The 23,547-nt window shown below is 50.1% G+C and carries 26 protein-coding genes; 19 read left to right on the forward strand and 7 right to left on the reverse strand.

Annotated elements, in window-relative coordinates; translation table 11 throughout:
• Positions 1-276: 276 nt before the first annotated feature.
• A complete protein-coding gene (locus A7E78_RS02870) occupies positions 277-1,758 on the forward strand; it encodes an AAA family ATPase (protein ID WP_072282829.1) in 1,482 nt (493 codons plus the stop codon).
• A gap of 274 nt (positions 1,759-2,032) precedes the next feature.
• On the opposite strand, the gene A7E78_RS02875 is transcribed toward A7E78_RS02870, so the two are convergent.
• From A7E78_RS02875 to A7E78_RS02900, 5 genes are all read right to left on the reverse strand, one after another.
• Positions 2,033-3,454 carry a 2-oxoacid:acceptor oxidoreductase family protein gene (locus A7E78_RS02875; protein ID WP_072282830.1) on the reverse strand — a complete coding sequence of 474 codons (1,422 nt, stop codon included), beginning with the start codon at positions 3,452-3,454 and terminating at the stop codon, positions 2,033-2,035.
• Complete coding sequence (gene vorB, locus A7E78_RS02880; RefSeq protein ID WP_083552583.1) at positions 3,447-4,502, reverse strand: 3-methyl-2-oxobutanoate dehydrogenase subunit VorB; 1,056 nt, start codon at positions 4,500-4,502, stop codon at positions 3,447-3,449. Before vorB ends, A7E78_RS02875 begins: the two co-directional genes overlap by 8 nt.
• A gap of 22 nt (positions 4,503-4,524) precedes the next feature.
• On the reverse strand, positions 4,525-6,411 hold the full coding sequence (locus A7E78_RS02890; protein WP_083552586.1) for an AMP-binding protein: 1,887 nt from the start codon (positions 6,409-6,411) through the stop codon (positions 4,525-4,527).
• Between the two features lie 12 nt (positions 6,412-6,423).
• Complete coding sequence (locus A7E78_RS02895) at positions 6,424-7,002, reverse strand: helix-turn-helix domain-containing protein (protein WP_072282832.1); 579 nt, start codon at positions 7,000-7,002, stop codon at positions 6,424-6,426.
• A gap of 384 nt (positions 7,003-7,386) precedes the next feature.
• The gene (locus tag A7E78_RS02900; protein ID WP_072282833.1) at positions 7,387-7,635 is read right to left on the reverse strand and encodes a DUF1858 domain-containing protein; all 249 of its coding nucleotides are present in this window, start codon (positions 7,633-7,635) and stop codon (positions 7,387-7,389) included.
• 105 nt (positions 7,636-7,740) lie between these two features.
• On the opposite strand from A7E78_RS02900, the gene A7E78_RS02905 reads away from it, so the two are divergent.
• From A7E78_RS02905 to A7E78_RS02945, 10 genes are all read left to right on the forward strand, one after another.
• Complete coding sequence (locus A7E78_RS02905) at positions 7,741-8,931, forward strand: hypothetical protein (protein WP_072282834.1); 1,191 nt, start codon at positions 7,741-7,743, stop codon at positions 8,929-8,931.
• 34 nt (positions 8,932-8,965) lie between these two features.
• Positions 8,966-9,961: a methyltransferase gene (locus tag A7E78_RS02910; RefSeq protein ID WP_072282835.1), complete on the forward strand. Its 996-nt coding sequence runs from the start codon at positions 8,966-8,968 to the stop codon at positions 9,959-9,961.
• A gap of 342 nt (positions 9,962-10,303) precedes the next feature.
• A complete protein-coding gene (locus A7E78_RS02915) occupies positions 10,304-10,603 on the forward strand; it encodes a hypothetical protein (protein ID WP_072282836.1) in 300 nt (99 codons plus the stop codon).
• Positions 10,604-10,686: 83 nt separating this feature from the next.
• Positions 10,687-11,106 (forward strand): rhodanese-like domain-containing protein, encoded by a 420-nt coding sequence (locus tag A7E78_RS02920; protein ID WP_083552589.1) that lies wholly within the window; start codon positions 10,687-10,689, stop codon positions 11,104-11,106.
• 272 nt (positions 11,107-11,378) lie between these two features.
• Complete coding sequence (locus tag A7E78_RS15000; protein ID WP_158516058.1) at positions 11,379-11,525, forward strand: hypothetical protein; 147 nt, start codon at positions 11,379-11,381, stop codon at positions 11,523-11,525.
• 363 nt (positions 11,526-11,888) lie between these two features.
• The gene (locus tag A7E78_RS02925) at positions 11,889-12,161 is read left to right on the forward strand and encodes a hypothetical protein (protein ID WP_145924831.1); all 273 of its coding nucleotides are present in this window, start codon (positions 11,889-11,891) and stop codon (positions 12,159-12,161) included.
• A 377-nt stretch (positions 12,162-12,538) separates the two neighbouring features.
• Positions 12,539-12,781, forward strand: coding sequence for a DUF6868 family protein (locus A7E78_RS02930; protein ID WP_072285020.1), 243 nt, complete (start codon positions 12,539-12,541; stop codon positions 12,779-12,781).
• Positions 12,782-12,984: 203 nt separating this feature from the next.
• A complete protein-coding gene (locus A7E78_RS02935; protein WP_072282838.1) occupies positions 12,985-14,034 on the forward strand; it encodes a type IV pilus twitching motility protein PilT in 1,050 nt (349 codons plus the stop codon).
• An 8-nt stretch (positions 14,035-14,042) separates the two neighbouring features.
• Positions 14,043-14,492, forward strand: coding sequence for a hypothetical protein (locus A7E78_RS02940; protein ID WP_072282839.1), 450 nt, complete (start codon positions 14,043-14,045; stop codon positions 14,490-14,492).
• Positions 14,493-14,537: 45 nt separating this feature from the next.
• Positions 14,538-14,993, forward strand: coding sequence for a response regulator (locus tag A7E78_RS02945; RefSeq protein ID WP_072282840.1), 456 nt, complete (start codon positions 14,538-14,540; stop codon positions 14,991-14,993).
• Positions 14,994-14,995: 2 nt separating this feature from the next.
• Here A7E78_RS02945 and A7E78_RS02950 read toward each other — a convergent pair whose 3' ends face one another.
• Positions 14,996-15,175: a Flp family type IVb pilin gene (locus tag A7E78_RS02950; protein WP_072282841.1), complete on the reverse strand. Its 180-nt coding sequence runs from the start codon at positions 15,173-15,175 to the stop codon at positions 14,996-14,998.
• Positions 15,176-15,475: 300 nt separating this feature from the next.
• Between A7E78_RS02950 and mltA the strand changes: the two genes are divergently transcribed.
• From mltA to A7E78_RS02990, 8 genes are all read left to right on the forward strand, one after another.
• Positions 15,476-16,504, forward strand: coding sequence for a murein transglycosylase A (gene mltA / locus A7E78_RS02955; RefSeq protein WP_235606788.1), 1,029 nt, complete (start codon positions 15,476-15,478; stop codon positions 16,502-16,504).
• Between the two features lie 257 nt (positions 16,505-16,761).
• Complete coding sequence (locus A7E78_RS02960) at positions 16,762-17,034, forward strand: nucleoside triphosphate pyrophosphohydrolase family protein (RefSeq protein ID WP_072282843.1); 273 nt, start codon at positions 16,762-16,764, stop codon at positions 17,032-17,034.
• Positions 17,035-17,045: 11 nt separating this feature from the next.
• Entirely contained in the window at positions 17,046-17,390 is a 345-nt protein-coding gene (locus A7E78_RS02965; RefSeq protein ID WP_072282844.1) for a type II toxin-antitoxin system RelE family toxin, read from the forward strand.
• An 88-nt stretch (positions 17,391-17,478) separates the two neighbouring features.
• The gene (locus tag A7E78_RS02970) at positions 17,479-18,003 is read left to right on the forward strand and encodes a nitroreductase family protein (protein ID WP_072282845.1); all 525 of its coding nucleotides are present in this window, start codon (positions 17,479-17,481) and stop codon (positions 18,001-18,003) included.
• An 89-nt stretch (positions 18,004-18,092) separates the two neighbouring features.
• Positions 18,093-18,491, forward strand: a complete 399-nt coding sequence (locus A7E78_RS02975; RefSeq protein ID WP_072282846.1) for an NINE protein — start codon at positions 18,093-18,095, stop codon at positions 18,489-18,491.
• 43 nt (positions 18,492-18,534) lie between these two features.
• A complete protein-coding gene (locus A7E78_RS02980) occupies positions 18,535-18,930 on the forward strand; it encodes a PaaI family thioesterase (protein WP_072282847.1) in 396 nt (131 codons plus the stop codon).
• Positions 18,931-18,941: 11 nt separating this feature from the next.
• The gene (locus A7E78_RS02985; protein ID WP_158516059.1) at positions 18,942-19,460 is read left to right on the forward strand and encodes an alpha/beta fold hydrolase; all 519 of its coding nucleotides are present in this window, start codon (positions 18,942-18,944) and stop codon (positions 19,458-19,460) included.
• A gap of 285 nt (positions 19,461-19,745) precedes the next feature.
• Entirely contained in the window at positions 19,746-21,560 is a 1,815-nt protein-coding gene (locus A7E78_RS02990) for a chloride channel protein (RefSeq protein ID WP_072282848.1), read from the forward strand.
• A 21-nt stretch (positions 21,561-21,581) separates the two neighbouring features.
• On the opposite strand, the gene A7E78_RS02995 is transcribed toward A7E78_RS02990, so the two are convergent.
• Positions 21,582-23,453: an AMP-dependent synthetase/ligase gene (locus A7E78_RS02995; protein ID WP_235606790.1), complete on the reverse strand. Its 1,872-nt coding sequence runs from the start codon at positions 23,451-23,453 to the stop codon at positions 21,582-21,584.
• Positions 23,454-23,547 lie beyond the last annotated feature (94 nt).

Below are 23,547 nucleotides of genomic sequence, written 5' to 3' on the forward strand. Positions count from 1 at the left end.
CCGCTGGTTCACCAACGGTGCCAGCACTTTTCAATAGAATCCTTTTCCATAAGGAAGTCAATGCGATACTGCTACTGCAGGTTCAGAAGTATCGTTGATGCATCCATAAAATATGAAGTCACACAGGAAACCAGGTTATGGGGGATGTTCCTGTTTTACTTTGGTATGCAAGGCATGTTAGAAAGACTTTGTTTTTCATTATAACTACTTGTTCTTAATACCGTTGTCTATCTGTGAAACCTTTTCTGTGACATCATTCAATTCAGGGGAAAGTCCATGGACCGTTTCAACGATCTTGAGATCCTCATAGACTCGCAGTATCCCATAATATGCATTGAAACCCACGAAGAAGCCCGTGCCGAGGACATCGTTGCCGGTATCTGCGAAAACATGGGACTTCCATTTTTTCACTGGGTGGCTACTGAGGGGGTAACCAGACGGGGAGAACCGCAAGCGGTATATAAGACCAAGAGTGCGATGGAGGCATTGAACTTTGTTTCTTCTTCCTCTCTGGAGGCGGTTTACCTGCTGAAGGACCTGCATTGTTACCTTGAAAATTCTGTCACGGTAAGAAAATTACGGGATATTTGTCATGTATTCCGTCAGAAGCGAAAGTCCCTCATTCTTACTGCACCAAATTTCGACATTCCTCCTGAGTTGGCCAAAGATGTGGTGTTCTTTGAGCTGTCCCTGCCTTGTGCAGAAGAACTGAAAAAACTTGTGATCCAAGTGGTCCGCAGCGTGTCCAAACGGCGAAATGTTGCTGTCGAGATCGATGTTGCTACTGAGCGTAAGCTCGTACAGTGTCTTCAAGGCCTAACGCTCAACGAAGCGGAAAGGGTGCTCACCCGGGCTATTGTCCAAGATGGAAAGTTGGCGGCTGATGATCTGCCGCTGATTCTCAGTGCGAAAAAACAAAAGATTTCCCAATCTGGTTTGATCGAATTTTTTCCTCATCAGGAAAAGTTTGACGATATCGGTGGTCAGAACAATCTCAAAGACTGGTTGAATCTAAGAAAAGACGCCTTTTCCGAGGAAGCGAAGCGTTTCGGTATCGATCCACCACGGGGGGTGTTGCTGCTAGGTATTCAAGGGTGCGGGAAGAGTTTGATGGCCAAGGGTATCGCTCAGGCCTGGGAGCTGCCTTTGTTGCGACTCGACACCGGTTCTCTTTACTCTAAATTTATTGGCGAAACGGAGTCCAATGTAAGGGAAGCGATTCGCCTGGCCGAGTCCCTTGCCCCGGTGGTGTTATGGATCGATGAAATTGAGAAGGCCTTTACAGCCCCCAGCGGTTCAGATGCCGATGGCGGCGTTTCGGCTCGCCTGCTGGGGACTTTTCTTTCGTGGATGCAGGAGAAAAAGGCTCCGGTTTTTGTCGTGGCAACCGCCAACAACATCTCTTTGCTTCCGCCCGAACTGCTTCGTAAAGGGCGGTTCGATGAAATATTCTTCGTGGACTTACCGGAAACACAGGAAAGGGCTGAAATTTTCCGCCTTCATTTACAACGGCGCAAGCGGGATCCTGCCGCTTTTAATCTTCAGGCTCTCGCCACCGCAGCGGAAGGGTTCAGCGGGGCAGAGATAGAGCAGGGCATTGTCTCCGCCCTGTATTCCGCCTTTTCAGGGCGCCGCAAACTTACTACGGATGACATACTTCAGGAACTGAAGGGCACCCGACCTCTTTCTTTGACCATGAAAGAAAAAATCGATCAGATGCGCAGATGGGCGGAGGGGAGGACGGTTTCTGCCGCTTAAAACTCTTGGTTCTGTCGTTGAAGTTGGGGTTGACTCTATCTTGAAATTTTGTGCTGCGTCGTTTGAAAACTAGGGTCTGTGAATTAATATCCCATACTTCATCATCATACACGCAAGGCTGAGCTTAGAAGTGACTTTACCCCTCGAGTTATCGGGGTGATTCGCAATTAAGCGGTACCTTGACTGGCTGGACAGCACATTCCTTAGGTTTGAAAAGACAGGGGTCCTCAGATAATTCTGAGGACCTCTGTTGAATAACAGCTATAATTCCCCGTTACAATTTTGTTTCTCCTGCCGCATCCCAACCAGCTTTAACAGCTTTCAGGTTGATGTCGACCAAAGCTGGTTTCTTAAAGGTTTCTCCAAGGAAGCTATTCAAGTCATCCAGACTGAACATTCCGGATATTTTCGCATAAAATCCCAACACCACAACGTTGGCAGCCTTTGCTGAACCGGCCTCTGTTGCCAGATCGGTCGCCGGAAGGGCGAAAGCCTTACCTTTGAGATCTGGTGGGACCTGATCGATCAAAGAGCTATTATAGATAATCAGCCCGTCTGCCTGCACCAGTGGCCCGAATTTTTCTAGGGAAGGGCGATTCAAGGCGACCAGCACATTTGGATCGTCAACTATCGGAGAGCCGATGGTGTTTTTACTTACCACCACCGAGGCGTTGGCCACACCGCCGCGCATCTCCGGGCCGTAGGAGGGTAACCAGGTGACCTCCATGTCGCGCTGCATGGCCATTTGCGCCATCATCATGCCGAGGGACAGGATTCCCTGGCCGCCGAACCCGGCAAACTTGAAGCGCATTTCATCGCGCGGCATTTCAATCTGTTGGTCGCCTTTATCGACCTTGTCCACCAATCCCAGCTGTTCAGCCACCGCAGCAAATTCTACCCTCTCGCAAGGACGTTCTACCGCTTCCCCCTCATCTGCAATATCCTTAAATACGCCGAAAGGGTATTGCTTGCTGACTACCTCGTCGATCCACTCGCAGGCCTCTACGGGATTCTTTTTCCAGTTCGTGGGACATTGTGACAGCACTTCGATAAAAGCATAACCTTTTTTGTCTCGCTGAATTTCCAGGCCGCGTTTGATTACCTTGATTGCTTGCCGAATGTTTTTGGGGTTGTTGACGCCAACCCGGGCGACCAGAGTCGGTGCTTCCAGCCCGGCGATCATCTCAGCCATCTGCAGTGGAAAACCGTCATTTTTAACGGTGCGTCCGGTGGGGGAGGTGGTTGAGGTCTGATCGATCAACGTGGTCGGGGCCAACTGACCACCGGTCATGCCGTAGATGTTGTTATTGACGAAAAAGACAATCATGTTCTCGCCACGGTTGGCTGCATGGATAGCGTTACTGGTGCCGATGGCGGCCAGGTCGCCGTCCCCCTGGTAGGAGACCGTGATCGCATCGGGGTTGGCGCGGCTGATGCCCGTGGCAACGGCCGAGGCCCGGCCGTGGGCGGCAGAAGCGCATGCACCTTCGAAGTAATAATAGATGAAGACCCCGCAACCGACCGGACCGACATAGATGGTGCGATCCTGAATACCTAGTTCAGCGACCTGATCGGCGATGATTTTGTTCAGAGTGCCGTGGCCGCAACCGGGGCAGTAGTGGGTGGTCTTCTGCAGGCTCGGCTTGCGCTCAAAGGTGTCGAAGAATGCGGTCGATTTTTCGAATACTTTAGACATTTTTCGCCTCCTCTAGACACAGTTTGGCCTGTTCAACCAGCTCATCCAGACCAGGAAGATTACCACCGACCCGGCCGTAATGTTTTACCGAATGTCCTGGCAGGGACAAGCGCACATCCTCGACAAACTGTCCACGACTTAATTCCACCGATAAGACCGGGACCCCCGATTTAACAACTTGCTGATAAACCTTGGTGGGGAAGGGCCAGAGAGTCTGTGGCCGGACCAGGGTGGCGTTGATTCCCTGGTCCTTCAGCAGGTCTACGGCGCTGCGCAGCATCCGGCCGGTAATACCGTAACCTGTCAGGACGATGTCTGGGACATCGGCACCGTAGACTTCAGCCTTGGCTTCGCTGTCAGTGATCTGCTGGTACTTGTCATGGAGCTGATTGATGTGGACTTCCATATCGTCAAAATCGAGATAGATCGAGGTGACCAGGTTGTTGTTGCTCTCCGGTTTTGTGTCGAGGGCCCAGGGCTTTTCACTTCTTTGAGTCGGCTCCTGCCGGACGTCGATCGGTTCCATCATCTGCCCCAAGGTAGCGTCGGTAAGCAGGAAAACCGGAGTACGCCATTTATCGGCCAGATCGAAGGCCTCTATGGTCATCCGATAGGTTTCTTCCACCGAAGCGGGTGCCAGGACGATGGCCCGGTAATCGCCGTGGCCTCCGCCTTTGACCACCTGGTAATAATCGCTCTGTTCCGGGCCGATGTTGCCGAGACCGGGACCGACCCTTTGGACGTCGACGATAACGCAGGGCAACTCTGCACCGGCCAGATAGGAAATCCCCTCCATTTTCAAACTGATGCCGGGGCCGGAGCTGGCCGTCATAGTGCGTAGACCGGAGGAGGCGGAACCGAAGACCATGTTGATGGCCCCGATTTCACATTCGGCCTGAACAAAGACCTTGCCAAGAGGGAGAAAATACTCGCTGGCGGCATGGGCGATTTCACTCGCCGGCGTAATCGGATAACCGTAGTAGGCGTCGCAACCGGCGACGAGAGCGCCGATGACCACCGCCTCGTTTCCTTTAACTAATTTCTTCAAAATAGAGACTCCTGATATCTATTTATGGGCGCTTAACTGTGACTCCACCAGGCTCAGGGCAGACAAGATAACAGTTGCCGCAGCCGATGCATCCTTCGCCTGAAACCACCGTGGTTGGGTAGCCAAGGGCGTTGATCTTGTCGGAGGTGCTCAGGATCTTCTTCGGGCAATGGATAATGCAGAGCCCGCAGGCTTTACACAAGTCCGCATGGATGATTACGGAGGGTTTCCTAGCGTCTGTGTCGACTGCTGCCTCTTCGTGGAATAATTCATCTTTGATGCCGAGTTGTTCTCGGGCAATGTCGCGCAGCTTGTATTTCTGTACTTTGCCGCTGGCGGTCATCGGATAAGCGTCGAGAAAAAAGACATGTTTCGGTTTCTTAAAGGGGGCAATGCGACTACGGGCGAAGTCGATGACGTCTTCTTCAGTGATATCTGCACCCTCTTTGCGGATGATGAAGGCACCGACCACTTCGCCGTATTTCTCATCGGGAATACCGATAACCTGGACATCGAGAACCCCTTCCATGGTGAAAAGGAATTCTTCAATCTCGCGGGGATAGATATTCTCGCCGCCGCGGATGATCATGTCTTTGATTCGCCCGGTGATGCGGAAATAGCCATCTTCATCCATTTCCGCCTGATCGCCGGAGTGCAGCCAGCCCTCGGCATCGATTGCGTCACTGGTTTGCTCCGGCATATTGTAGTAGCCCTTCATGACGTTATATCCACGGCAACAAAGCTCGCCGCGTTCGCCTGTTGCTACATTTTTCCCGGTATCGGGGTCGATGATCTTGACTTCGATTTCCGGCAGTGCCGCACCGACGGTGCCGGTGCGCTGGGCCACAGAATCGTCAGTTCGGGTCTGGGTGATTACCGGCGAGGCTTCGGTCAAGCCATAAGCGATGGTGATATCCGTGCAATGCATTTTCTCCATCACTTGACGCATGGTTTTCTCAGGGCATGGGGAGCCGGCCATGATTCCGGTGCGCAGGGAACTGAGATCGAACATGTCGAACATCGGGTGATCCAGTTCAGCGATAAACATGGTGGGTACGCCGTAGACCGCGGTACACTTCTCTTTCTGGATTGCCGCCAGGGTCAACAGGGGATCGAAGATTTCCAATGGGACCAGGGTGGTTCCGTGGGTCAGTGCCGCCATTACTCCGAGCACGCAACCGAAACAGTGGAAAAGGGGTACCGGCAGGCAAAGGCGGTCGGCCTCGCTGAACTTCTGGCGATTGCCGATGTAATAGCCGTTGTTGAGGATGTTGTAGTGGCTGAGCATTACCCCTTTAGGGAAGCCGGTGGTCCCTGAGGTGTACTGCATATTGATGACATCGTGCGCGGAGAGAGAGTTCTTGATCGCGTTCAGCTCGCTGTTATCATCCTGGTCACCAAGCAGCATCAACTCTCGGGTGTTATATGTGCCACGGTGCTTCTCCTGGCCGATGAAAATAACGTTCTTCAGCGCCGGGAACTTCTCGCTTTTGAGCTGTCCCCTTTTACAAGAGGAGAGTTCCGGTATCAGATCGTTGACCGTTTTCAGGTAATCGTGATCGCGGAAGTGTCCGATCAGGGCCAAGGCCTTAAGGTCGGCCTGCTTAATCAGGTATTCCAACTCGAAACTGCGGTAATGGGTGTTGATGGTAACCAGCACCGCGCCGATCTTAGCGGTGGCGAACATGAAGGTGGTCCAGTCCGGGACGTTGGTCGCCCAGATACCGACATTGTCACCCTTTCCGATCCCGATCGCCAACAAGCCTTTGGCCAGACGGTTGACCCGGTCGTCGAACTGCTTGAAGGTGAAGCGCAGATCGCGGTCCGGATAGACAATAAATTCATGATCTGACAGGCGCTGTACCTGCTCCTCGAAAAAGGCACCTATCGTTTTGTCTGTATGTGGCATAGCGGCCGTCTCCTAACAGGGGGTGTAAACGACGGCCAGAATACGCGCGTTTTCGTCGCCTTTGGCATGGACATCATGGGGAATGACCGAATCGTAATAGATACTTTCGCCCGCCTTCAATTCATAAGAAGTTTTTCCGTAGGTGATTTGGATGGCACCGGAAATAACAAAGATAAATTCCTCTCCTTCATGAGCAGAAAGCGGTGGCGCCTCACCGCTGAGTGGCTTGACATCGATCATAAAAGGTTCCATGTGACGGTCTAGCTTGCCGGCTCCCATTGAATAGAAGTCTAAGTTGCTGCTTGTCGCATTCGGATCTTTCCCGGAAAAGCGGATTACGCCGGGAGCTTGAGCCGATTTGAAGACTACCGGGCCTTCGATCGGATCATCATCCAGCAGGGTGCCAAGACGAACACCCAGGGCTCGGGAAATCTCCATCAGGGGTGTGAGGGAAGGTAGCAGGGCTCCTTCCTCAATCTGCCGGATCTGGTCGATATGGCAGTGACTCTGTTCGGCTAATTGCTCGACAGTCATCTCTTTGGTTTCGCGCAACTGGCGTACTTTGGCTCCGATCTTGACCTCTGTAGACATTTTCTCTCCTTTTTAGACAGTGTTCTATATGAAAAACATAGATAGCTGGAAGCTTAACTCTCTAGGATTTCATAACCTGCCCCATAAGCCGAAAATGGTCAAGAAAGAAAGTTTGTCCTGGCTTAAGTTTTGTTTTGGTAGGATTAAAACCTGATTATGATTGGAGGTTTTATGAGCGTATTTTATGCGTTGTAATCTTCTTTTAATGGAGGTTCGCAGGGTGAATATAAAGATGTTTGTCGGTGATAAGGGTTTATTTGCATGTTGACATAGGATGGCTGATGGGAAGGAGTTACTGGCTAATTCACATAGCGCCCCAGTTGTCCTTCTTGAAATCCGTATATGATCTTGATGTATAATTTTCAGCTAGAGATCTCCCTTGACTTAGTGGTAACCGGCAGACATACCTTTGTCATAGCTTGTTACCGCCTCATTCAAGGATCTAAGCAGCTCATCCAGATTAATGTGCTGGGCATGGGCCATTGTGCGCAGTTTCATGAAATGCGACGAAACCTGGAAAATGCCTTTGTGGATATCGGGGCAGCCGTATTGCCGAAATACGCCATAGGTTTCGGGATGGTCTTGGATTACGTCCCAAACCTTCATGTCTCCATTGATCACCTGTCTTTTCATCGTCGACTCCTGCTAAAATAAAGACTCCTACTTCTATAATCCTCCTTCCCGATTTCGGGCGTCAAGTAGCTTTGGGAAGGCAGAGGTATTGCATAAGGGAAATCGATGTTTGTGCCTTTCTTTTATACCCTTCGTAAACGAGGAGTGATGGTCACACCTACTGCCTTTCTGCGTCTGCAGAAAGCCTTGAGTCTGAGGCTGGTGGTTTCGCTGGATGACTTTTACATCGTGGCTAGATCGATTCTGGTAAAGAGCGAACGGGATTTCGATACCTACGATCAGGTGTTTGCCGAGTTGTTCGCCGGGGTAGAAACGGTGCCCCTGGAGGGACTTGAGCTGGATGAAGCAGCTCGCCAACTCCTTAAAACCTGGGTAAAAACGCCCCAGGACCTCGCCAAAGCCCTTGGTTTGACCGAGAAGGAACTTCGCCGATTGACCGCTGAAGAGCTGGAACAGTATCTGCTGGACCGGCTGAAGGACCAGAAAGCAGTGCATTACGGCGGTCGCAAATGGATCGGCGCCGGTGGGGTTTCCCCCGTCGGCCATTCGGGAAATAGACCTGGTGGCATGCGCATCGGTGGCGGGTCCCGCGCTCGAAGCGCCAGCAAGGTGGCTTTGGAACGACGCTATCGGGATTATTCTCGTACGGCTCCTTTAACGCGCAGTCAGATGGGAGAGGCTCTGCAGCGGCTTCGTCATCTTAAACCGGTCGGACCGATGGATGAGTTGAACCTGGATAAAACGATCACTGAAACTATGCGTAATGCCGGAGAAATTGAAATTGTCTTTGACAGGCGCATGGTGGACCGTCTCAAAGTCTTGCTCCTGATCGACAATGGTGGCTGGTCTATGGACCCTTATGTGGAAACAGTCCAGGCGCTGTTTCATCACGCCCGCTCCCAGTTCAAAGAGCTTTCCATTCGCTATTTTCACAACACCATCAGAGACCGAGTCTGGTGCGATGCCGAACGTCGCCATAAGCCCGAACCTGTAGAGGATCTTCTGCGGCGCGATCCCGAAACACGGCTGATTTTCGTTGGGGATGCCAGCATGGCCCCGGAAGAATTGCTCGACATCAACGGTTCAATCGAAATCGAATTCCGCCAGAAGAAACCCAGCATCGAGAATCTGAAAATGCTGGCAGGGGCTTTCCGTCATGCCGCCTGGTTCAATCCCAGTTCCTCGTCATTGTGGAGTTATGGTGAAACCATCAGCATTATTCGTGATATTATTCCCATGTTCGAGTTGAATCTGGATGGGCTGGAAAAAGGGGTTCGGCATCTCAGTGCCCGTTGATTGTGTAGACCCTTTTGGTTCAAGGGAGGATAAAGTGCCGGAATACAAATGGAATCCCCAATCCCTGCTGGAGCTGTCCAATGGCTATTGGCAAACCAGTGTCCTGCATGCGGCGATCAAGATCGACCTTTTTAGCGTTTTGGACGAGCAGGCATTGCGGGCTGAGGAACTAGCCGATAAAATCGGAGCCGACAAGGATGGCCTGCAAAGACTCCTCACCGCTTTAGTCGCAATAGAACTACTAGTTAAAAAGGACGACTGTTTTTCCTGTACTCGCAGCGCTGCCGTTTTTCTGTCTCGCCAATCCCCGTTATATCTCGGCAATATCATTCAACATCACCGGCAACTTATGGAATCCTGGGCGCATCTGGATGAAGCCGTCATGACCGGTCAGCCCGTGCGGGCAGCTTATGCCGGCGACGATCCCGAATGGCGTCGTAATTTTTTGTTGGGGATGCATGACCTGGCCATGTTGTTGGCGCCGAAACTAATCTCCCAGATCGATCTGGGTGGGCGCCGGAGGTTGCTTGACCTGGGAGGAGGGCCGGGCACCTGGGCTATTCATTTCTGCAAGAAATATCCAGAACTGCAAGCCACTGTTTACGATCTGCCGAGCAGTCGCTCTTTTGCTGAGGAAACCGTTGCCTGTTTTGGTCTAGAGGAGAGGGTCGGCTTTGTCGGTGGTGACTTTTTACTGGAGAAGGTGAGCGGGAGCTACGACGTGGTCTGGCTCTCCCATATCCTGCACGGGGAGGGACCGCAGGAGGTGCGCATTATTCTGGACAACGTGGCCTCGGTCCTGGAACCGGGAGGGCTATTGCTCATTCACGAATTCGTTCTCGACGACGCTGGCAGCGGGCCGCTGTTCCCGGCCCTGTTTTCGCTGAACATGTTGCTCGGCACCCCGGCCGGCCGCAGTTATTCAGGCGAACAGCTATTCGAACTCTTGCGGGATGCAGGTTTTAAAGATACGCAGAACCTGGACCTTGATTTGCCCGGTAGTTCTTCGGTGATCGCCGCCAAGGTTTAAGCCGGCCGTTTTTACAAGACGATAAACCTGCTAGATGCTGGTGGTGGATACAACCTGCGGGGCCCGCCCCCTCCTTTACCGTGCCTTTAAACAAGACATAGTTGCTGAAAGTGCCTGGATAGTAGTCATTGGTTTGCTGTTTTTGAGCTTTTTTGTTTTTCATTCCTGTTGTCTATAAAGCGATCCTCTGGAAACCCTGGGGGTAGATCGCCGTAAGCCCTGTGGTTTGGCGTATGATTCCCAAGGCGAGAGTGTATTTTTACGAAACTCGGTATGAAATCTGCTGGCAACAACTTAACTATGACCGATTTCGTAATAAAACCTCAGCCTGGGAGTACTACCATGGAACCACTTGACAAGGATACGGCAAAAAAACTGTATAAATATTATCGCCAGAATCGTGACGGCATCCGAAACTGCCCCGAGATGGGAACCATCTGCCTGATCTGTGAATCAATCAATATAGATCCCGTTGAAGGAGTGCCCAATCAATTTGTCTGCCGCAATTGCCGTTTCAAATTTATTCGATACCAGTGCAGTGCCTGCGGGAGCACCGTCGACAGTCGTGACCCCCGGAATCCTCTCTGCGAAGAGTGTGGTTTACGCATTTGTACCTGTGGAACCTGCGAATGTGAGAAGTAGTTTGTCTGGCTAATTGTTTCAGTTGTACACTGAGGAATGTCCAAACGTTTTGTATCGGTTATTGATTTACCAAGGGTTCCCTGATGAAAAAATATCGCTACTTGTTGCTGTTTGTTTTGCTTCTAGGGCTATCGACCTCCTGTAACGCTACGGGATATCTTAATCAGCCTTTGACCAACGCCTTGGTTGGTTCGGGGATTACCATCGTGGATATTCGTACCGAAGGGGAATGGCGGGAAACAGGAGTCGTCCCCGGTTCGTTGTTGATGACCTTTTTTAGACTGGACCGCAGCTACGACCTGGAAGGTTTTGTTGCCGAATTAAGCAAACATGTTGAGAATGGGGACGATGTCGCTCTTTTGTGCCGCCGAGGGAACCGCTCGGCCAAACTCGCTGCTCTGCTCAGTAAACGGGGGTTTACCTCCATCACCAACATTACCGGTGGTATAAGCCTCGCAGAAGGCAACGCAGTGCAACTGGTTGCCTATCCGTCAGTGCCATAAAATGCCCCGTAGGTTCGCGACAGCGGGTGGAAAAATCTTTGTAAATACAAAAGGGAAGGGTCGGTCAAGGTGCATCCCTTTTATGTGCGTTAAAACTTCCGCTATGTTTCTGCCGGGGGGATGGTCCTACGAGAGCCAGCCGCAGAGCACCAAATGCAGGGATGCGGAGCAAATCATGATCATTTAAGGTATAATGGACTAAAATGCAACTGTGACGGTTTGCCTGAGTGGCAAACGGGTACCTCCTCACCTGGAAGAAAGGGGATATTATCATGAAACGGATTAAAGTATTATTCGGAGCACTCTTTTTGCTGTTTGTTCTGGCCGGTTGCGCTACCACCGGCGGCACCGGACATGGAGGCGAATCAGTGAAATGCCCGGCGTGTGGTTTCGAGTTCAACGTTCCTTCAGATGCTTGATCCCGCTGATGGATTGTTTCCAACTGGAAGTTAAGGCCATAACAGTAGTAGGGGAAGGGGCGGACTGAATAGTTCGTCCCTTCCGTCGTATATACCTTTTGCAAAAAAATTGCGTCGGGGTCCAAGTGGCCTTTACACTGTTAGAAGGGTGGAAAAGATCTGCTGATGTTTGCATTCTCGGTTGGAAATATTATAGTCTAAAAGCAAGACCGATTCGGTAATAGATCAAGAGGAGTCCCTTATAAACGATTTACCTTCCAGGAGAGATTCTAATCCGGGAGAGGTCCAGTGTCTCTTTTACAGACTGTGAATCGCTGGTATTGGATGCCCCACAAATTTTCTGCAACATTTTTGGAGGCGATTATGAAGGGTAGCGAGCTACTTGAAAAGATCGACTTGTTGATTGACCAGGGCAACATGACCTGGGAAAGCCCCGGACGCAATGCAGACCTTGATATAGCCCGCTTTTGTAGCGCTGTTCAAGGGCTGGTTCATGAAATATATGGCGCTGATCACCCGTATCTGCAAAAAGACACAGAGGGTTCCAAAGAACAACAAAATGCGCTTGGTGAAGGGATGTCGGTTTTGAAATCTATTCGAAAGGAAGTAGAGTACTCTTCTCAATTGGGTCATTGAAAAAGAACAACATCTACGCATGATCAAATAAGGGCATCGACTTGGGTCAGTGCCCTTATTTTATTTTCAGGTTGTGAGTGGAGGGGACACATGGGCGAGGCGATCAGAGTTAGTTCGACAGTGCTTCAATTACCCTCATGATTATCTCATAGCCGACCTGCTTTTGAGTTTATGCTCAAAGTCTCTAAGGCCCCAACGTAATGGCATTTAGGAAAAGGAATTTAGAGATGCATCAGGTTGGCCTGTATTGAGCGATGGGTGTGGTATAAATTATTTCAGGATAACGCCACATCTTGTTCTCGGCAGATCTTCTGTGACAGAAGCCGCAGGAGATGCTTGAATTGCTGGTTCGCCTGTTTTTTAGAAAGGAATCGCCTATGGACCTCAATTTTCTTCGCTCCTTTTTTGCCTGGTGTACCGTCATCAATCTCTGTCTCTACTTTCTGTCTTTTCTGATTTGTGCTTTTGCCGGGGATTGGGTTTATCGTATGCACAGCATGTGGTTCCCCATGACTCGGGACGCTTTTAATCTGGCCATCTACGGATTTATCGGTCTCTACAAACTGTTTATTATTGTCTTCAATGTCGTACCGTATATTGCGGTGGTTATTGCAAGTTGAACTCGTATTCGGTTAATGGCAAGACCAGGCTCTTCTAACGAAGGGCCTTTTTTTGCAAACGGCCTGAGGTTTTACTAAGGCATATAAACTGCAGCATTGCTCTGCTGTCTTTTGAAAGATTCATGTTTGATATTCAATCAATTGAATAATACATTAAAATCAACCATTTGAAGACCCGCCTTGGTGCGGTCGAGGACTATGCTATGGCAAAAATTGACGCTCTGTTCAAAATTTTGAAAGATAAGGGGGGCTCGGACCTGCATTTGTCTCCGTCCAATCCGCCATTGATTCGCCGTTCGGGCGACCTTGAACCGGTTATCGATCGCGCCATTGGCCGAGATCAGATCAAATCCCTGCTTTATGAAATCATGACTGAGTCTCAGCAAAAAAGCTTTGAATCGACCCATGATCTCGATTTTGCTTATGAGGTTCCCGCTTTGGAATCTCGTTTTCGTGCCAATATCTTCATGGGTCGTCTCGGTATCAGTGCTGTTTTCCGGCTGATACCTGCCAAAATTCTCACCGCAGAGCAGCTGGGTTTAACTCCGGGGATTCTCAACTTTACTCAATTCAAAAAAGGCCTGGTTCTTGTTACCGGACCGACGGGCAGCGGAAAGTCGACTACATTAGCTGCGATGATCGATCATGTTAACAAGACCCGGAAAGAACATATCCTTACCGTTGAAGACCCGGTCGAATTTGTCCACATCAGCCAGAAGAGCCTTGTTAACCAGAGGGAAGTCGGTCGCCACACCCAATCCTTCGCCGCAGCTCTTAAGGCGGCCTTGCGAGAAGACCCCGATTTGATTCTGGTGGGTGAAATGCGTGATCTTGAAACTATCGAGCTGGCCATTACCGCAGCGGAAACCGGCCACCTGGTCTTTGGCACCTTGCATACCAATAGTGCTGCTAAGACCGTCGACCGCATCATCAACGTTTTTCCCACCAACCAGCAAGAGCAAATCAGGGCTATGCTTGGAGAATCGTTACAGGGTGTAATTTGTCAGCAATTACTACGTACCCTGGATGGGAAACGCTGTGCGGCCATGGAAATTTTAGCCGTCAACCCGGCGGTGTCGAACTTGATTCGCGAAGGTAAAACATTTCAGATCCCATCGATAATACAAACCGGCCGTGCTCAGGGAATGCAATTGATGGATCAGGCGATTCAGGACTTACTCTCCGAAGGGAGAATTAGCCGCGAAGAAGCTTATAAATACGCTACCAACAAGTCGTTGTTTCAGGAAGGTTGAGAACTGTTATGAACGATCAAAAAATTACTAAAAATCGCCGAAGTGTTTCATTCACTCTTGCCGATGGTAGTAACGTGGAAGGTTATGTCTTTCTCAGTCTTTACGAGGCGTGCCACGAAGGACCACAAAGAGTAGGCGATTTGTTGAACAACGTAGAGACCTTTGTCCCGGTAGACACGTCCAGCGGAATGCTTCATCTGAATATTGGCAACATCATTGCCGCCTATACGCCGCTTTCGGAAGAGAAAAGTGATCTTATGACCCTTGGCGCGAAACATAAGGTGCAGATAACCACATCTCTTGGATCGGTCATTGACGGGGAGATCTTTGTCAATCTCCCCCATGAACGCAATCGAGTTAGTGATTATCTTAATCAAGGAGAGCGATTCTTCCGTATTTTTTTGGCTGAAAAAATAGTATATATTGGGTCCGGATATATCGTCACCGTAAGGGATTGACCCGAAAATTCGGTGTTTTAAGTTTCGTATAGTTGGGGACTAGTTTTGCAATTAAGAGCCATTGTTATCGATGACGATGAGGCATGCCGCTTATTGTTGGTCCAGATGCTGAAAAGAAGAGGTTACGAAGTTTTCAGTTTGCCAAGCCCAGAGGCATGCCCTGTATTTAAAGATTCAGAGTGTACTTGTCCACAAGAGGCTGCCTGCGGCGATTTTTTACTTACAGACAATCAAATGCCGGGTATAACCGGTCTAGAATTTGTCGCTCGCCAAGTACAGGCTGGTTGCAAAGGGGATGTTTCCAACAAAGCCGTGCTTTCAGGCACTTGGAGTCAAGAGGAATTGTGGCAGGCTCAACAACTCGGATGTAAGGTTTTTGACAAACCCTACCGAACCGGGGAGATTGAAGCTTGGCTCGATGCCCGGGAAAAACTTATCCCGAAGGATAGAAGGCTTCTCGATGCTGAAACTTTTACTGTGGTTGGTCGCGATAAATCTTGAAGTCAGTTGTCAGGCATCAAGTCCGCCATATTCTGGAACGTATTGTTGACCTTGTTACCCATGATGGCGATGGCAATAATACAGACAATGATGATCAATGCCAGCATTACTGCGTATTCAGTAGCGGTTGCACCTTCTTCACTTTGAATGAAATCACCATAATTCAAGGATATTTTTGACATAATGAAGACTCCTGATAATCATGAGAGGCTTTTCTGCGAAGACGATAATCTTTTCATTCAGCGTATCCACTTTTCAGGGTATGTCAAGTAGCCTAAAAACTGTATATCTTGTTGGTTTGACTTAACAATTTCATATACAAACAACCGTATGGTGGCTCTATGATTTTTGAAAGTCCGTCCAGGTTTAAGGGCCCTCTTGTTTTTTTCTATATATTTATTCTGCTGATACTTGCTTCCTGTGGACGGCCTCCGATCCCTTCGCCTCCAGTACCACCTGTAATACCCCCGCCGATTGAACCATTGCAATCAGTAACCTGGCAAGATGTGCCCGACTGGAACAGCGAAGATTTGCGGCCTGCTTTGCAAACCTTTATCATCAGCAGTCCTTCCCTGAAAAGAGACCCACAATGGCAAGCCGTCTGTGACGAAGCGCTGCAGGTTAATGCTACGGACGAAGAAGCCGTCCGCCGTTTTTTTGAAACCCGGTTTGTTCCGCACCGTGTGAACAACTCAGACGGAACGGACCGTGGGGTAATTACCGGTTATTACGTTCCCGATTTGCAGGGTAGCCGCACTCCTGACGAAAGTTACCGTTATCCTGTGTTGGCCGTTCCCGATGATCTGCTGATTGTCGAACTGGGCGCCCTTTATCCGGACCTGAAGGGGCGCCGTTTGCGGGGTAGGCTCGAGGGCAGGAAGGTTGTTCCTTACTGGAGTCGGGCTGAAATCGACACTGGACAGGCACCGGTTGAAGGCAAAGAACTTTTCTGGGTAAAAGATCCCGTAGACCTGTTTTTTTTGCATATTCAGGGTTCCGGCCGGATTTCCACCGAAGATGGCGAGCGGGTAATGGTCAACTATGCCGATCAGAACGGGCATCCCTACCGTTCTATCGGGCGATTACTTCTTGAATCAGGAGCCATGACCAGAGATCAGATGTCCGCGCAAAATATTAAGGCCTGGGGCCGGCGCAACCCGGATAAGGTGATGAAACTTTTAGGAGAAAATCCCAGCTATGTTTTTTTTCGTTCTGCTGAACAGGACCTGACGAGTCCCCCCGGCGCCCTTGGTTATCCATTGACCCCCGAACGCAGCCTGGCGGTCGACCCGACAACCATTCCTCTCGGTGCTCCGGTCTTTATCGCCACCACTTGGCCGAACAGCCAAAGTCCTCTGCACCGATTGATGGTAGCACAGGACACCGGTGGGGCGATCAAGGGGGCTGTGCGAGCCGACTTTTTCTGGGGTCTCGGTAACGAAGCCGGAGCGAAAGCGGGCCGAATGAAACAAGATGGAAGGTTATGGGTTCTTTTGCCAAGAGCTGACTAAACGGCTGAGCCTTTATACATTGATGAAGAACTTGCTTTTGACCGCCGCTCATGATATCGCTGATATCTGCAAAGCAGGTCTGCTGTTCAAGACTGGCATTATTTATGTATATTCCTATATTTAAGTTGATCTTAGAATGGGCCCATACCACATCGGCCACAATGACCATGTATCAGCTGTTGCAATAGTCATACGATCATTCATTGTCTTACATTTACTCCAAGCCCCCCTCTTACTCTAGTAATAGTGTAATTACCATGACCAAATATCACGATATCTACCGAGCCGCTCTGGCCAAATGGGGTGAAGAGGCCCAATACGACCAGGCGGTCGAAGAGTGTGCCGAATTGATAACCGCTTTGAAGCATTTCAAAAGGGACAAGGTCGGGCGACAACAAATTGTCGACGAACTTGCCGATGTTGCCTTAATGGTCGGTCAACTATCCTACATGTTGGGCGAGGATACGGTAGAAAGAGCTATCGAATCCAAAATCCTGAAGCTTAAAAAGCTACTTGCTCCCGATAATTAGACTGAACAATCATGACACCCTTTGCCTATTTTCCCACTCCGCAGTTTTCCGCCAAAATGGAGAAAATTCAGAAGTCGGATCCCCCCGGTTATCGTCGAATTCTTCAGGTTATCGAGAGACTATTGATCTATCCGAGCGATGCGGATGGTCAAATGCGTGGCGTTCACCACGGTCGACTTAAAAAATACGTTGGTCGCCGGGACTATCGACTCATCTACGAGTGGTGTCAAATATGTCGAAAAAAGAGCCGCCGTATGGCGAAGCAGTGCAACCACTGCATCAAAGTCCCAGATCACAGTGTTATTTTTTTTGACATCTATCATAAAAATGAACTGGCCCATCTGAAACATATCTAAATCCTTTTCTCAAAGTTGGAACTGCAGTTGGTTCCAGGTATGATTTCAGACAAAGATTTCTATCCATTTTTTTAAGAAAGAGACTAGGATGCTGGATTTGTTACGTAAACGACGCAGCGTGCGCCGTTTTCTGGAACGCCCGATCGAGGCAGAGAAGGTCGAACTCCTGATTGAAGCCCTGCTTAGATCCCCCTCGTCTAAAGGACGTAATCCCTGGGAGTTCATCATCGTAACCGACCCCGAACAGCGCGCCAAGCTGGCAGCAGCCAAACCGAGGGGAGGTTCCTTTGTTGCCAATGCGCCTTTGGCGATCGTCGTTTGCGCCGATCCCGACAAATGCGATGTCTGGGTAGAGGATTGTTCCATCGCGGCAATTATTCTACAGCTGGCCGCATTAGAGCTGGGACTCGGTAGCTGCTGGTCCCAAATTAGAAAACGCAACCATATCGATGGCGACCCGTCATCGGACTATTTGTGTCAACAACTCAACCTTCCTGATCGATACGAAGTTGAGGCAATAATCGGCATCGGTTATCCTTTAGAAGAAAAAGCCGGTCATGACAAAAACAGTCTGGCATACAACAAAATACACAGAAATGTTTTTGGAAGTTAATGTCGACAAGTTCCAAACAAGGACAACTATTTACAATCCATAGTTAATGTAGTTTCTTGGCTTTACTCTTTGGTCTGGAGGCAACTATTATGACAGTCGTCAAAGATACCCACAGCAAAGTTATCGGTTACATTCTCTGGCTTTTTGGTTTTACCGGATCGCATCGTTTCTATTACGGAAAGCCTATCTCCGGGACGATCTACTTCTTCACCTTTGGTCTGTTGCTTATCGGCTGGATTGTCGACCTCTTTTTGATTCCCTCCATGGACCGGAAGGCGGATTTGCGATTTGAAGCGGGCAGGGCAGACTACAATATCGCATGGATTTTGTTGGTCTTTTTCGGCATTTTTGGAATTCACCGTTTCTATCTAGGCAAATGGATCACCGGTATCATTTATTTGCTTACGGGTGGATTTTTCCTGGTGGGCGTGCTTTATGATTTTTGGACCCTGAACACCCAGATATCAGAAGTTAATCGTCAAACCTGACCAGGAGTTGTTGTTTGCACATCTATAGAGAGGAACAAATACCATGAACCTCGACAAGGATCGTGGGTGTTTTGTTTGCGGTCCTGATAATTCCATGGGCCTGCAGGCAGTTTTTTCTTGCGATAAAGAGTCGAAGCAATCCTTCTGTCGATTGACCATCGAAGACAACTTTCAGGGCTGGCACTCTATAGTCCATGGCGGCATCATCGCCTCCTTGCTTGACGAAGCCTGCATTTACGCGGGGCGGGCCTTGGCGGAGACCCTAGTAACTGCTGAATTGTCCGTGCGTTATCGCAAACCTGTTCCCGTGGGGCAAGAGGTTGTCATCACCGGGAAAGTTCTGGAAAAGCGCCGGAAGGTTTTAAAAGTTAAATCGTGCCTTGAGCTTAACGGTGAAATTCATGCCGAAGCGGAAGGCAGGGTCTTCTTGGTTGATTGAAGAAGATGCCGTTGGATGACGCTAAACTGACAGTAGTTTTTGCTCATGGCAAAGAAAGTGGCCCCTGGGGGACTAAAATCACTTTGTTGGCCGGGATCGCCAAGGAGCACGACTGTCATGTTGAGAGTGTCGACTTTAGAGGAGTCAGCGACCCGGACGTTAGGGTCAGCATCTTAAAAGCCTTTCTTGCCAAACTGCAGGGCCCCTTTTTCCTGGTCGGCTCCAGCATGGGGGCTTACGTTGTCACCGTAGCCTCCGCCACGTTTTTTCCCACAGCCATGTTGCTGTTGGCCCCTGCGGTTTATCTGTCCGGTTATGCCGAACAAAATCCTACCCCATTTGCCGGGCAAACAGTTGTCGTACATGGCTGGCATGATCAGGTTGTGCCGGTAGACAATGTCCTGCGTTTCTGCCGTGAACATTCCATCGAGTTACATGTTCAACCCGATGGTCATCAGCTTTTGGGTTCCCAACTTCAGATTAAGTTGTTGTTCCGGGAAATGCTGCAACATGTTCTCTGCCGTTTCTAAAACCCACACCTTAACACCACCTGTTTCCACTTTTTTCGCACCCCTTTACATCCGCTGAATCGTACCTGGTTTATATGCGGGTATTTGCCAGGTTACAAAAATTGACGGGAACTTTTCATCTTCCCGGGGTCTTGAGTTCGACAAACAAGATTTGTCCATTGCATAATATCAACGGGCCGTCTATATTTAGTTGTTTTTGTTACATAATTGACTTGTTGGTTTGGCTTGGTGCCAGCTTTGCTCCGAATTGGAGCGGTTCGTGGAAAAGCCAAAGGGGAGAGCTTGATGCTGCAGCGGTTACAGTTATGGAACGCCCTGGACAAACTTGATATTCGTAATGTCGGGCGATTCATGTTGCTTAGCTGTCTCGTCGGCATGGTGTCGGGAATCGGTGCAGTAGCCTTTTATGTAGTGACCAATTTTAGCGAGTTTTGGATTCTTGACCAGTGGGCAGGATTTCACCCGCCGATGGGGGAGGGGGCTTCCGCCTCAGAAGGCGATTTCATCAACTCTTTGTTTGTACCTCATCGATGGTTCTTGTTTCTTGTTCCTGCCGTGGGTGGGCTATTTTCCGGATGGCTGGTCTTTACCTTTGCTCCAGAAGCTGAGGGGCACGGTACGGACGGAGCCCTTGATTCCTTTCACAACCAAAAAGGGCGCATTCGGGCCAGGGTCCCCTATGTCAAAGCCCTCGCTTCCATCGCCACCATCGCCACAGGCGGTTCGGCCGGTCGTGAGGGACCTATTGCCCAGATCGGAGCCGGCTTCGGCTCTTTTCTTGCGGATCGGCTTAAACTTGGAAATGTAGACCGACGCACTTTGCTTTTGGCCGGAATGGCCGGTGGTATCGGCGCCACTTTTCACGCGCCCCTCGGGGGAGCCTTGTTTGCCGTCGAGGTCCTCTACCAGGACCCCGAGTTCGAACACGAGGGGCTAATCCCCTGCATTATCGCATCTATAGTCGCCTATTCCTTTTTCGGCGTCATTACCGGTTGGAAACCGCTTCTAGCGACTCCCAATTTCCAGTTTCGCCATCCCTCAGAGTTAGTTTTTTATTTTGTACTGGCGATCCTTTGTGCGGTCATGGGTCGCCTTTACGTAAAAACTTTTTACGGCGTTCATGCCATGTTTGAGCGGCTCCATTTTCCCAAAGCTTTGAAACCTGCCCTTGGAGGTTTAATGCTGGGCCTCCTGGCGATGGCGGTGCCTCAAGTTCTTGGCTCAGGCTATGGCTGGGTTCAGGCCGCGCTGTATGGAAAAATGGCCTTGTGGTTGATGCTGCTGTTGGCTCTGGCCAAGATCGTGGCAACCAGTTTAACCATCTCCTCCGGTGGTTCAGGTGGGGTCTTTGCGCCAAGTCTTGTCATTGGAGCGATGGTCGGCGGCACGTTCGGAGCGGCCTCCCATGCTCTCTTTCCAACAATGATTCAGGACCCGCGGGTTTGCGTGTTGCTCGGCATGGCCGGTTTTTTTGCCGGCGTGGCCAACACGCCTATTGCCACCTTGATCATGGTCAGCGAATTGACCGGCAACTATGCTCTACTGGCGCCATTAATGCTGGTTTGCGTTGTGGCCATGGTCGTTTATCGGCGTAACACCATCTACCAAAAGCAAGTCCGCGGTCGGGTTGATTCTCCGGCTCACCTGGGAGATCTGGTGATTGATGTATTAGAGGGGATAACCGTTGGTGAGTTGGCTGAGTTGGGGCGAGAACCGACCCTGATTCCGGAAGGGATGCCGTTGAGGGCTATTCTGGAAAAAATGGCCGGAGCTGCTGGCGGCTACTATCCGGTCATCAATGATGACGGCCGTTTAAGCGGCATCTTTTCGGTCAATGATATTCGCCGTATTCTGCACGAAGAGATTCCCGCCGGCTTGATTCGTGCCCGCGATATCGCCATGTCTCGTGTTGTGACCACCAGTCCTTCCGAATCATTGACAGGGGTCATGAGAAAACTCTCTCTCCGGGGTCTGGAAGAAATTCCGGTTGTGGATGATGAAGATCCGGGCAAGGTATTGTTTATGCTCTCGCGCCGGGTCGTTTTGGCTCGCTACGCAAGCGAACTGGAACGGCAAAAAGGTGTCTTTGCGGAAGCCTGATCCCTTGGCAAGGCCTTGTCCTTAGATCGAGGTCTTGATGTCGGCTTCCACCGCAAATCGTTTGATTTTACGCGTCGTTGTTTTAGGAAATTCGTCGTCCCGCAAAGTAAAACGTTTAATGCGTTTGTAATCTGCCAGTCGCTGCCCCGCCTGTAATACCTCCTGACGAAGCAAGGATTCGACTGCGTCTTGATTGAGAGGTCTAATACCTTCTCTGGCGGCATAAGCATCGAGCGCATCCTGGTCCGGATAGATCTGCGCATGGACCTCTTCCGCGGTTGCATCGATTCGATGCCCATACACCATGACTTCAGCGATCAGTGGGCTTTTCAGTAGTTCGTTCTCGACCTCTTCGGGATAAACATTCTTGCCGTTGGGAGTGACAATCAGATTTTTCAAACGACCGCAAATATAAAGAAGCCCTTCCTCATCAAGACGACCCAGGTCACCGGTATGATACCAGCCATCCTTTATCGCTTCGGCCGTCGCTTGAGGTCTGCGATAATAGCCCTGCATTACATTGTCTCCCCGCACCAAAATTTCACCGACCCCCTCTTTATTCGGTGCATTAATTCGCACCTCGACCCCGGGGATGGATCGGCCGACACTTCCTAGTTTTTTTGCGCCAGGACATTCTACCGAAATAATGGGCGATGTCTCAGTGATCCCATATCCCTGGTGAAGAGTAAAGCCAAGCTTTTCCATGCCAAGAGCAATTTCAGGATCAAGTGCAGCACCGCCGCTGATGAAGGTCGGCGAGCAGCCGAGTTTCTTTCGCACCTTGGCGGCGATCAACGGGCGGGTCAATGACATACCGAAGAGGGTGCGCGCCAGGGGTTTCTCAGAAATATTCTTCATAATGCGATTGAAAAGCAGGCGGTAGACGGCCGGAACTCCCATGAAGTAGGTCGGCTGTACCTCCACCAGGTTCTGGGCTATTTTTTTTATGGACTCTGCAATAGAAACGGTCCCGCCCAGAGACAACGGGGCTAAAGTGCCTGCGACCTGTTCGAAGACATGGTTGATAGGCAAAAATGACAGGGTGTGCATCGTATGATCTGCCCCCATCTGAGGGATAGCATTCTCGATATTCGACACGATATTGCGATGACTGAGCATGGCTCCTTTCGAACGGCCTGTTGTCCCCGAAGTGTAAAGAATGACAGCTGTATCATCGGCGTCTCGACGAACCGCTGCGGGCAATTCGTCTTTCAGTAAATCGCTGAACAGGCTTAGGTCGCATCCTTTAGGTAAAATCGCATCAGGCGTCGCGCCGGCGCGGCCAATCCACCGTTCGCCTATATCGATACCTGCCATGTCTTGAATCTCGCGGCTTAAATATTCCAGCGGCTGCAGATCCTTATCCGGTATAGAAAACTGTTTCGCTAAATGACGCCATGCGGCGACTAAGGCCTTCAATTTTTCCTGCAGGGGAGGCTGCTTGTGCTTCACTGTATCCATGTCGAACAACACAACTCCCTTCAACTCCGACAGGTCACCAGCAATATCGGCAATAATTTCGAGAGCGGAAGGTTCACAGATCAGCAATCGGGCGCCGCAATCATCAAGAACGTGGCGCATTTCTGCACTTTTGAGGTCTTTGTCAACGGGAACCACAATACCCCCGCAGCGAAGAATGCCAAGATAGCTGCTTATCCAATAAGGCGAATTGCTGCCTAACAAAGCAATTCGGTCGCCAGGAACGACGCCCCTGGCCTGCAGCCCTGCAGCGATCTGACAAACGGTGATCCATAATTGTCGATAACTGGTCTCTTGCCAATGACCACATTCTTTGTGTCGAATAGCAACTTTATCCGAAAACTTCTTGCAGCTTGCTTCAATAAATCCGTCGATAGTTTTCACCGGCAGCACTCCTTCTTCTGTTCGCAGCAATGCGCATATCCTAGCCGTGACTTGAGGCAAGGCAAAGTAAAAAATTCTTAAAGAATGGTTTTCTGCCTGCAGTCGGCAGCAGGGCTTTTTACTT

Source organism: Syntrophotalea acetylenivorans (assembly GCF_001887775.1).
GTDB classification, from domain to species: domain Bacteria; phylum Desulfobacterota; class Desulfuromonadia; order Desulfuromonadales; family Syntrophotaleaceae; genus Syntrophotalea_A; species Syntrophotalea_A acetylenivorans.

Excerpts from the sequence above, each read along its gene's own strand:
- A7E78_RS02870 (WP_072282829.1), top strand. The coding sequence starts at position 277 with ATGGACCGTTTCAACGATCTTGAGATCCTCATAGACTCGCAGTATCCC.
- A7E78_RS02875 (WP_072282830.1), bottom strand. The coding sequence starts at position 3,454 with ATGTCTAAAGTATTCGAAAAATCGACCGCATTCTTCGACACCTTTGAG.
- A7E78_RS02890 (WP_083552586.1), bottom strand. The coding sequence starts at position 6,411 with ATGCCACATACAGACAAAACGATAGGTGCCTTTTTCGAGGAGCAGGTA.
- A7E78_RS02895 (WP_072282832.1), bottom strand. The coding sequence starts at position 7,002 with ATGTCTACAGAGGTCAAGATCGGAGCCAAAGTACGCCAGTTGCGCGAA.
- A7E78_RS02900 (WP_072282833.1), bottom strand. The coding sequence starts at position 7,635 with ATGAAAAGACAGGTGATCAATGGAGACATGAAGGTTTGGGACGTAATC.
- A7E78_RS02905 (WP_072282834.1), top strand. The coding sequence starts at position 7,741 with ATGTTTGTGCCTTTCTTTTATACCCTTCGTAAACGAGGAGTGATGGTC.
- A7E78_RS02915 (WP_072282836.1), top strand. The coding sequence starts at position 10,304 with ATGGAACCACTTGACAAGGATACGGCAAAAAAACTGTATAAATATTAT.
- A7E78_RS02920 (WP_083552589.1), top strand. The coding sequence starts at position 10,687 with ATGAAAAAATATCGCTACTTGTTGCTGTTTGTTTTGCTTCTAGGGCTA.
- A7E78_RS15000 (WP_158516058.1), top strand. The coding sequence starts at position 11,379 with ATGAAACGGATTAAAGTATTATTCGGAGCACTCTTTTTGCTGTTTGTT.
- A7E78_RS02925 (WP_145924831.1), top strand. The coding sequence starts at position 11,889 with ATGAAGGGTAGCGAGCTACTTGAAAAGATCGACTTGTTGATTGACCAG.
- A7E78_RS02930 (WP_072285020.1), top strand. The coding sequence starts at position 12,539 with ATGGACCTCAATTTTCTTCGCTCCTTTTTTGCCTGGTGTACCGTCATC.
- A7E78_RS02935 (WP_072282838.1), top strand. The coding sequence starts at position 12,985 with ATGGCAAAAATTGACGCTCTGTTCAAAATTTTGAAAGATAAGGGGGGC.
- A7E78_RS02940 (WP_072282839.1), top strand. The coding sequence starts at position 14,043 with ATGAACGATCAAAAAATTACTAAAAATCGCCGAAGTGTTTCATTCACT.
- A7E78_RS02950 (WP_072282841.1), bottom strand. The coding sequence starts at position 15,175 with ATGTCAAAAATATCCTTGAATTATGGTGATTTCATTCAAAGTGAAGAA.
- A7E78_RS02960 (WP_072282843.1), top strand. The coding sequence starts at position 16,762 with ATGACCAAATATCACGATATCTACCGAGCCGCTCTGGCCAAATGGGGT.
- A7E78_RS02965 (WP_072282844.1), top strand. The coding sequence starts at position 17,046 with ATGACACCCTTTGCCTATTTTCCCACTCCGCAGTTTTCCGCCAAAATG.
- A7E78_RS02970 (WP_072282845.1), top strand. The coding sequence starts at position 17,479 with ATGCTGGATTTGTTACGTAAACGACGCAGCGTGCGCCGTTTTCTGGAA.
- A7E78_RS02975 (WP_072282846.1), top strand. The coding sequence starts at position 18,093 with ATGACAGTCGTCAAAGATACCCACAGCAAAGTTATCGGTTACATTCTC.
- A7E78_RS02980 (WP_072282847.1), top strand. The coding sequence starts at position 18,535 with ATGAACCTCGACAAGGATCGTGGGTGTTTTGTTTGCGGTCCTGATAAT.
- A7E78_RS02990 (WP_072282848.1), top strand. The coding sequence starts at position 19,746 with ATGCTGCAGCGGTTACAGTTATGGAACGCCCTGGACAAACTTGATATT.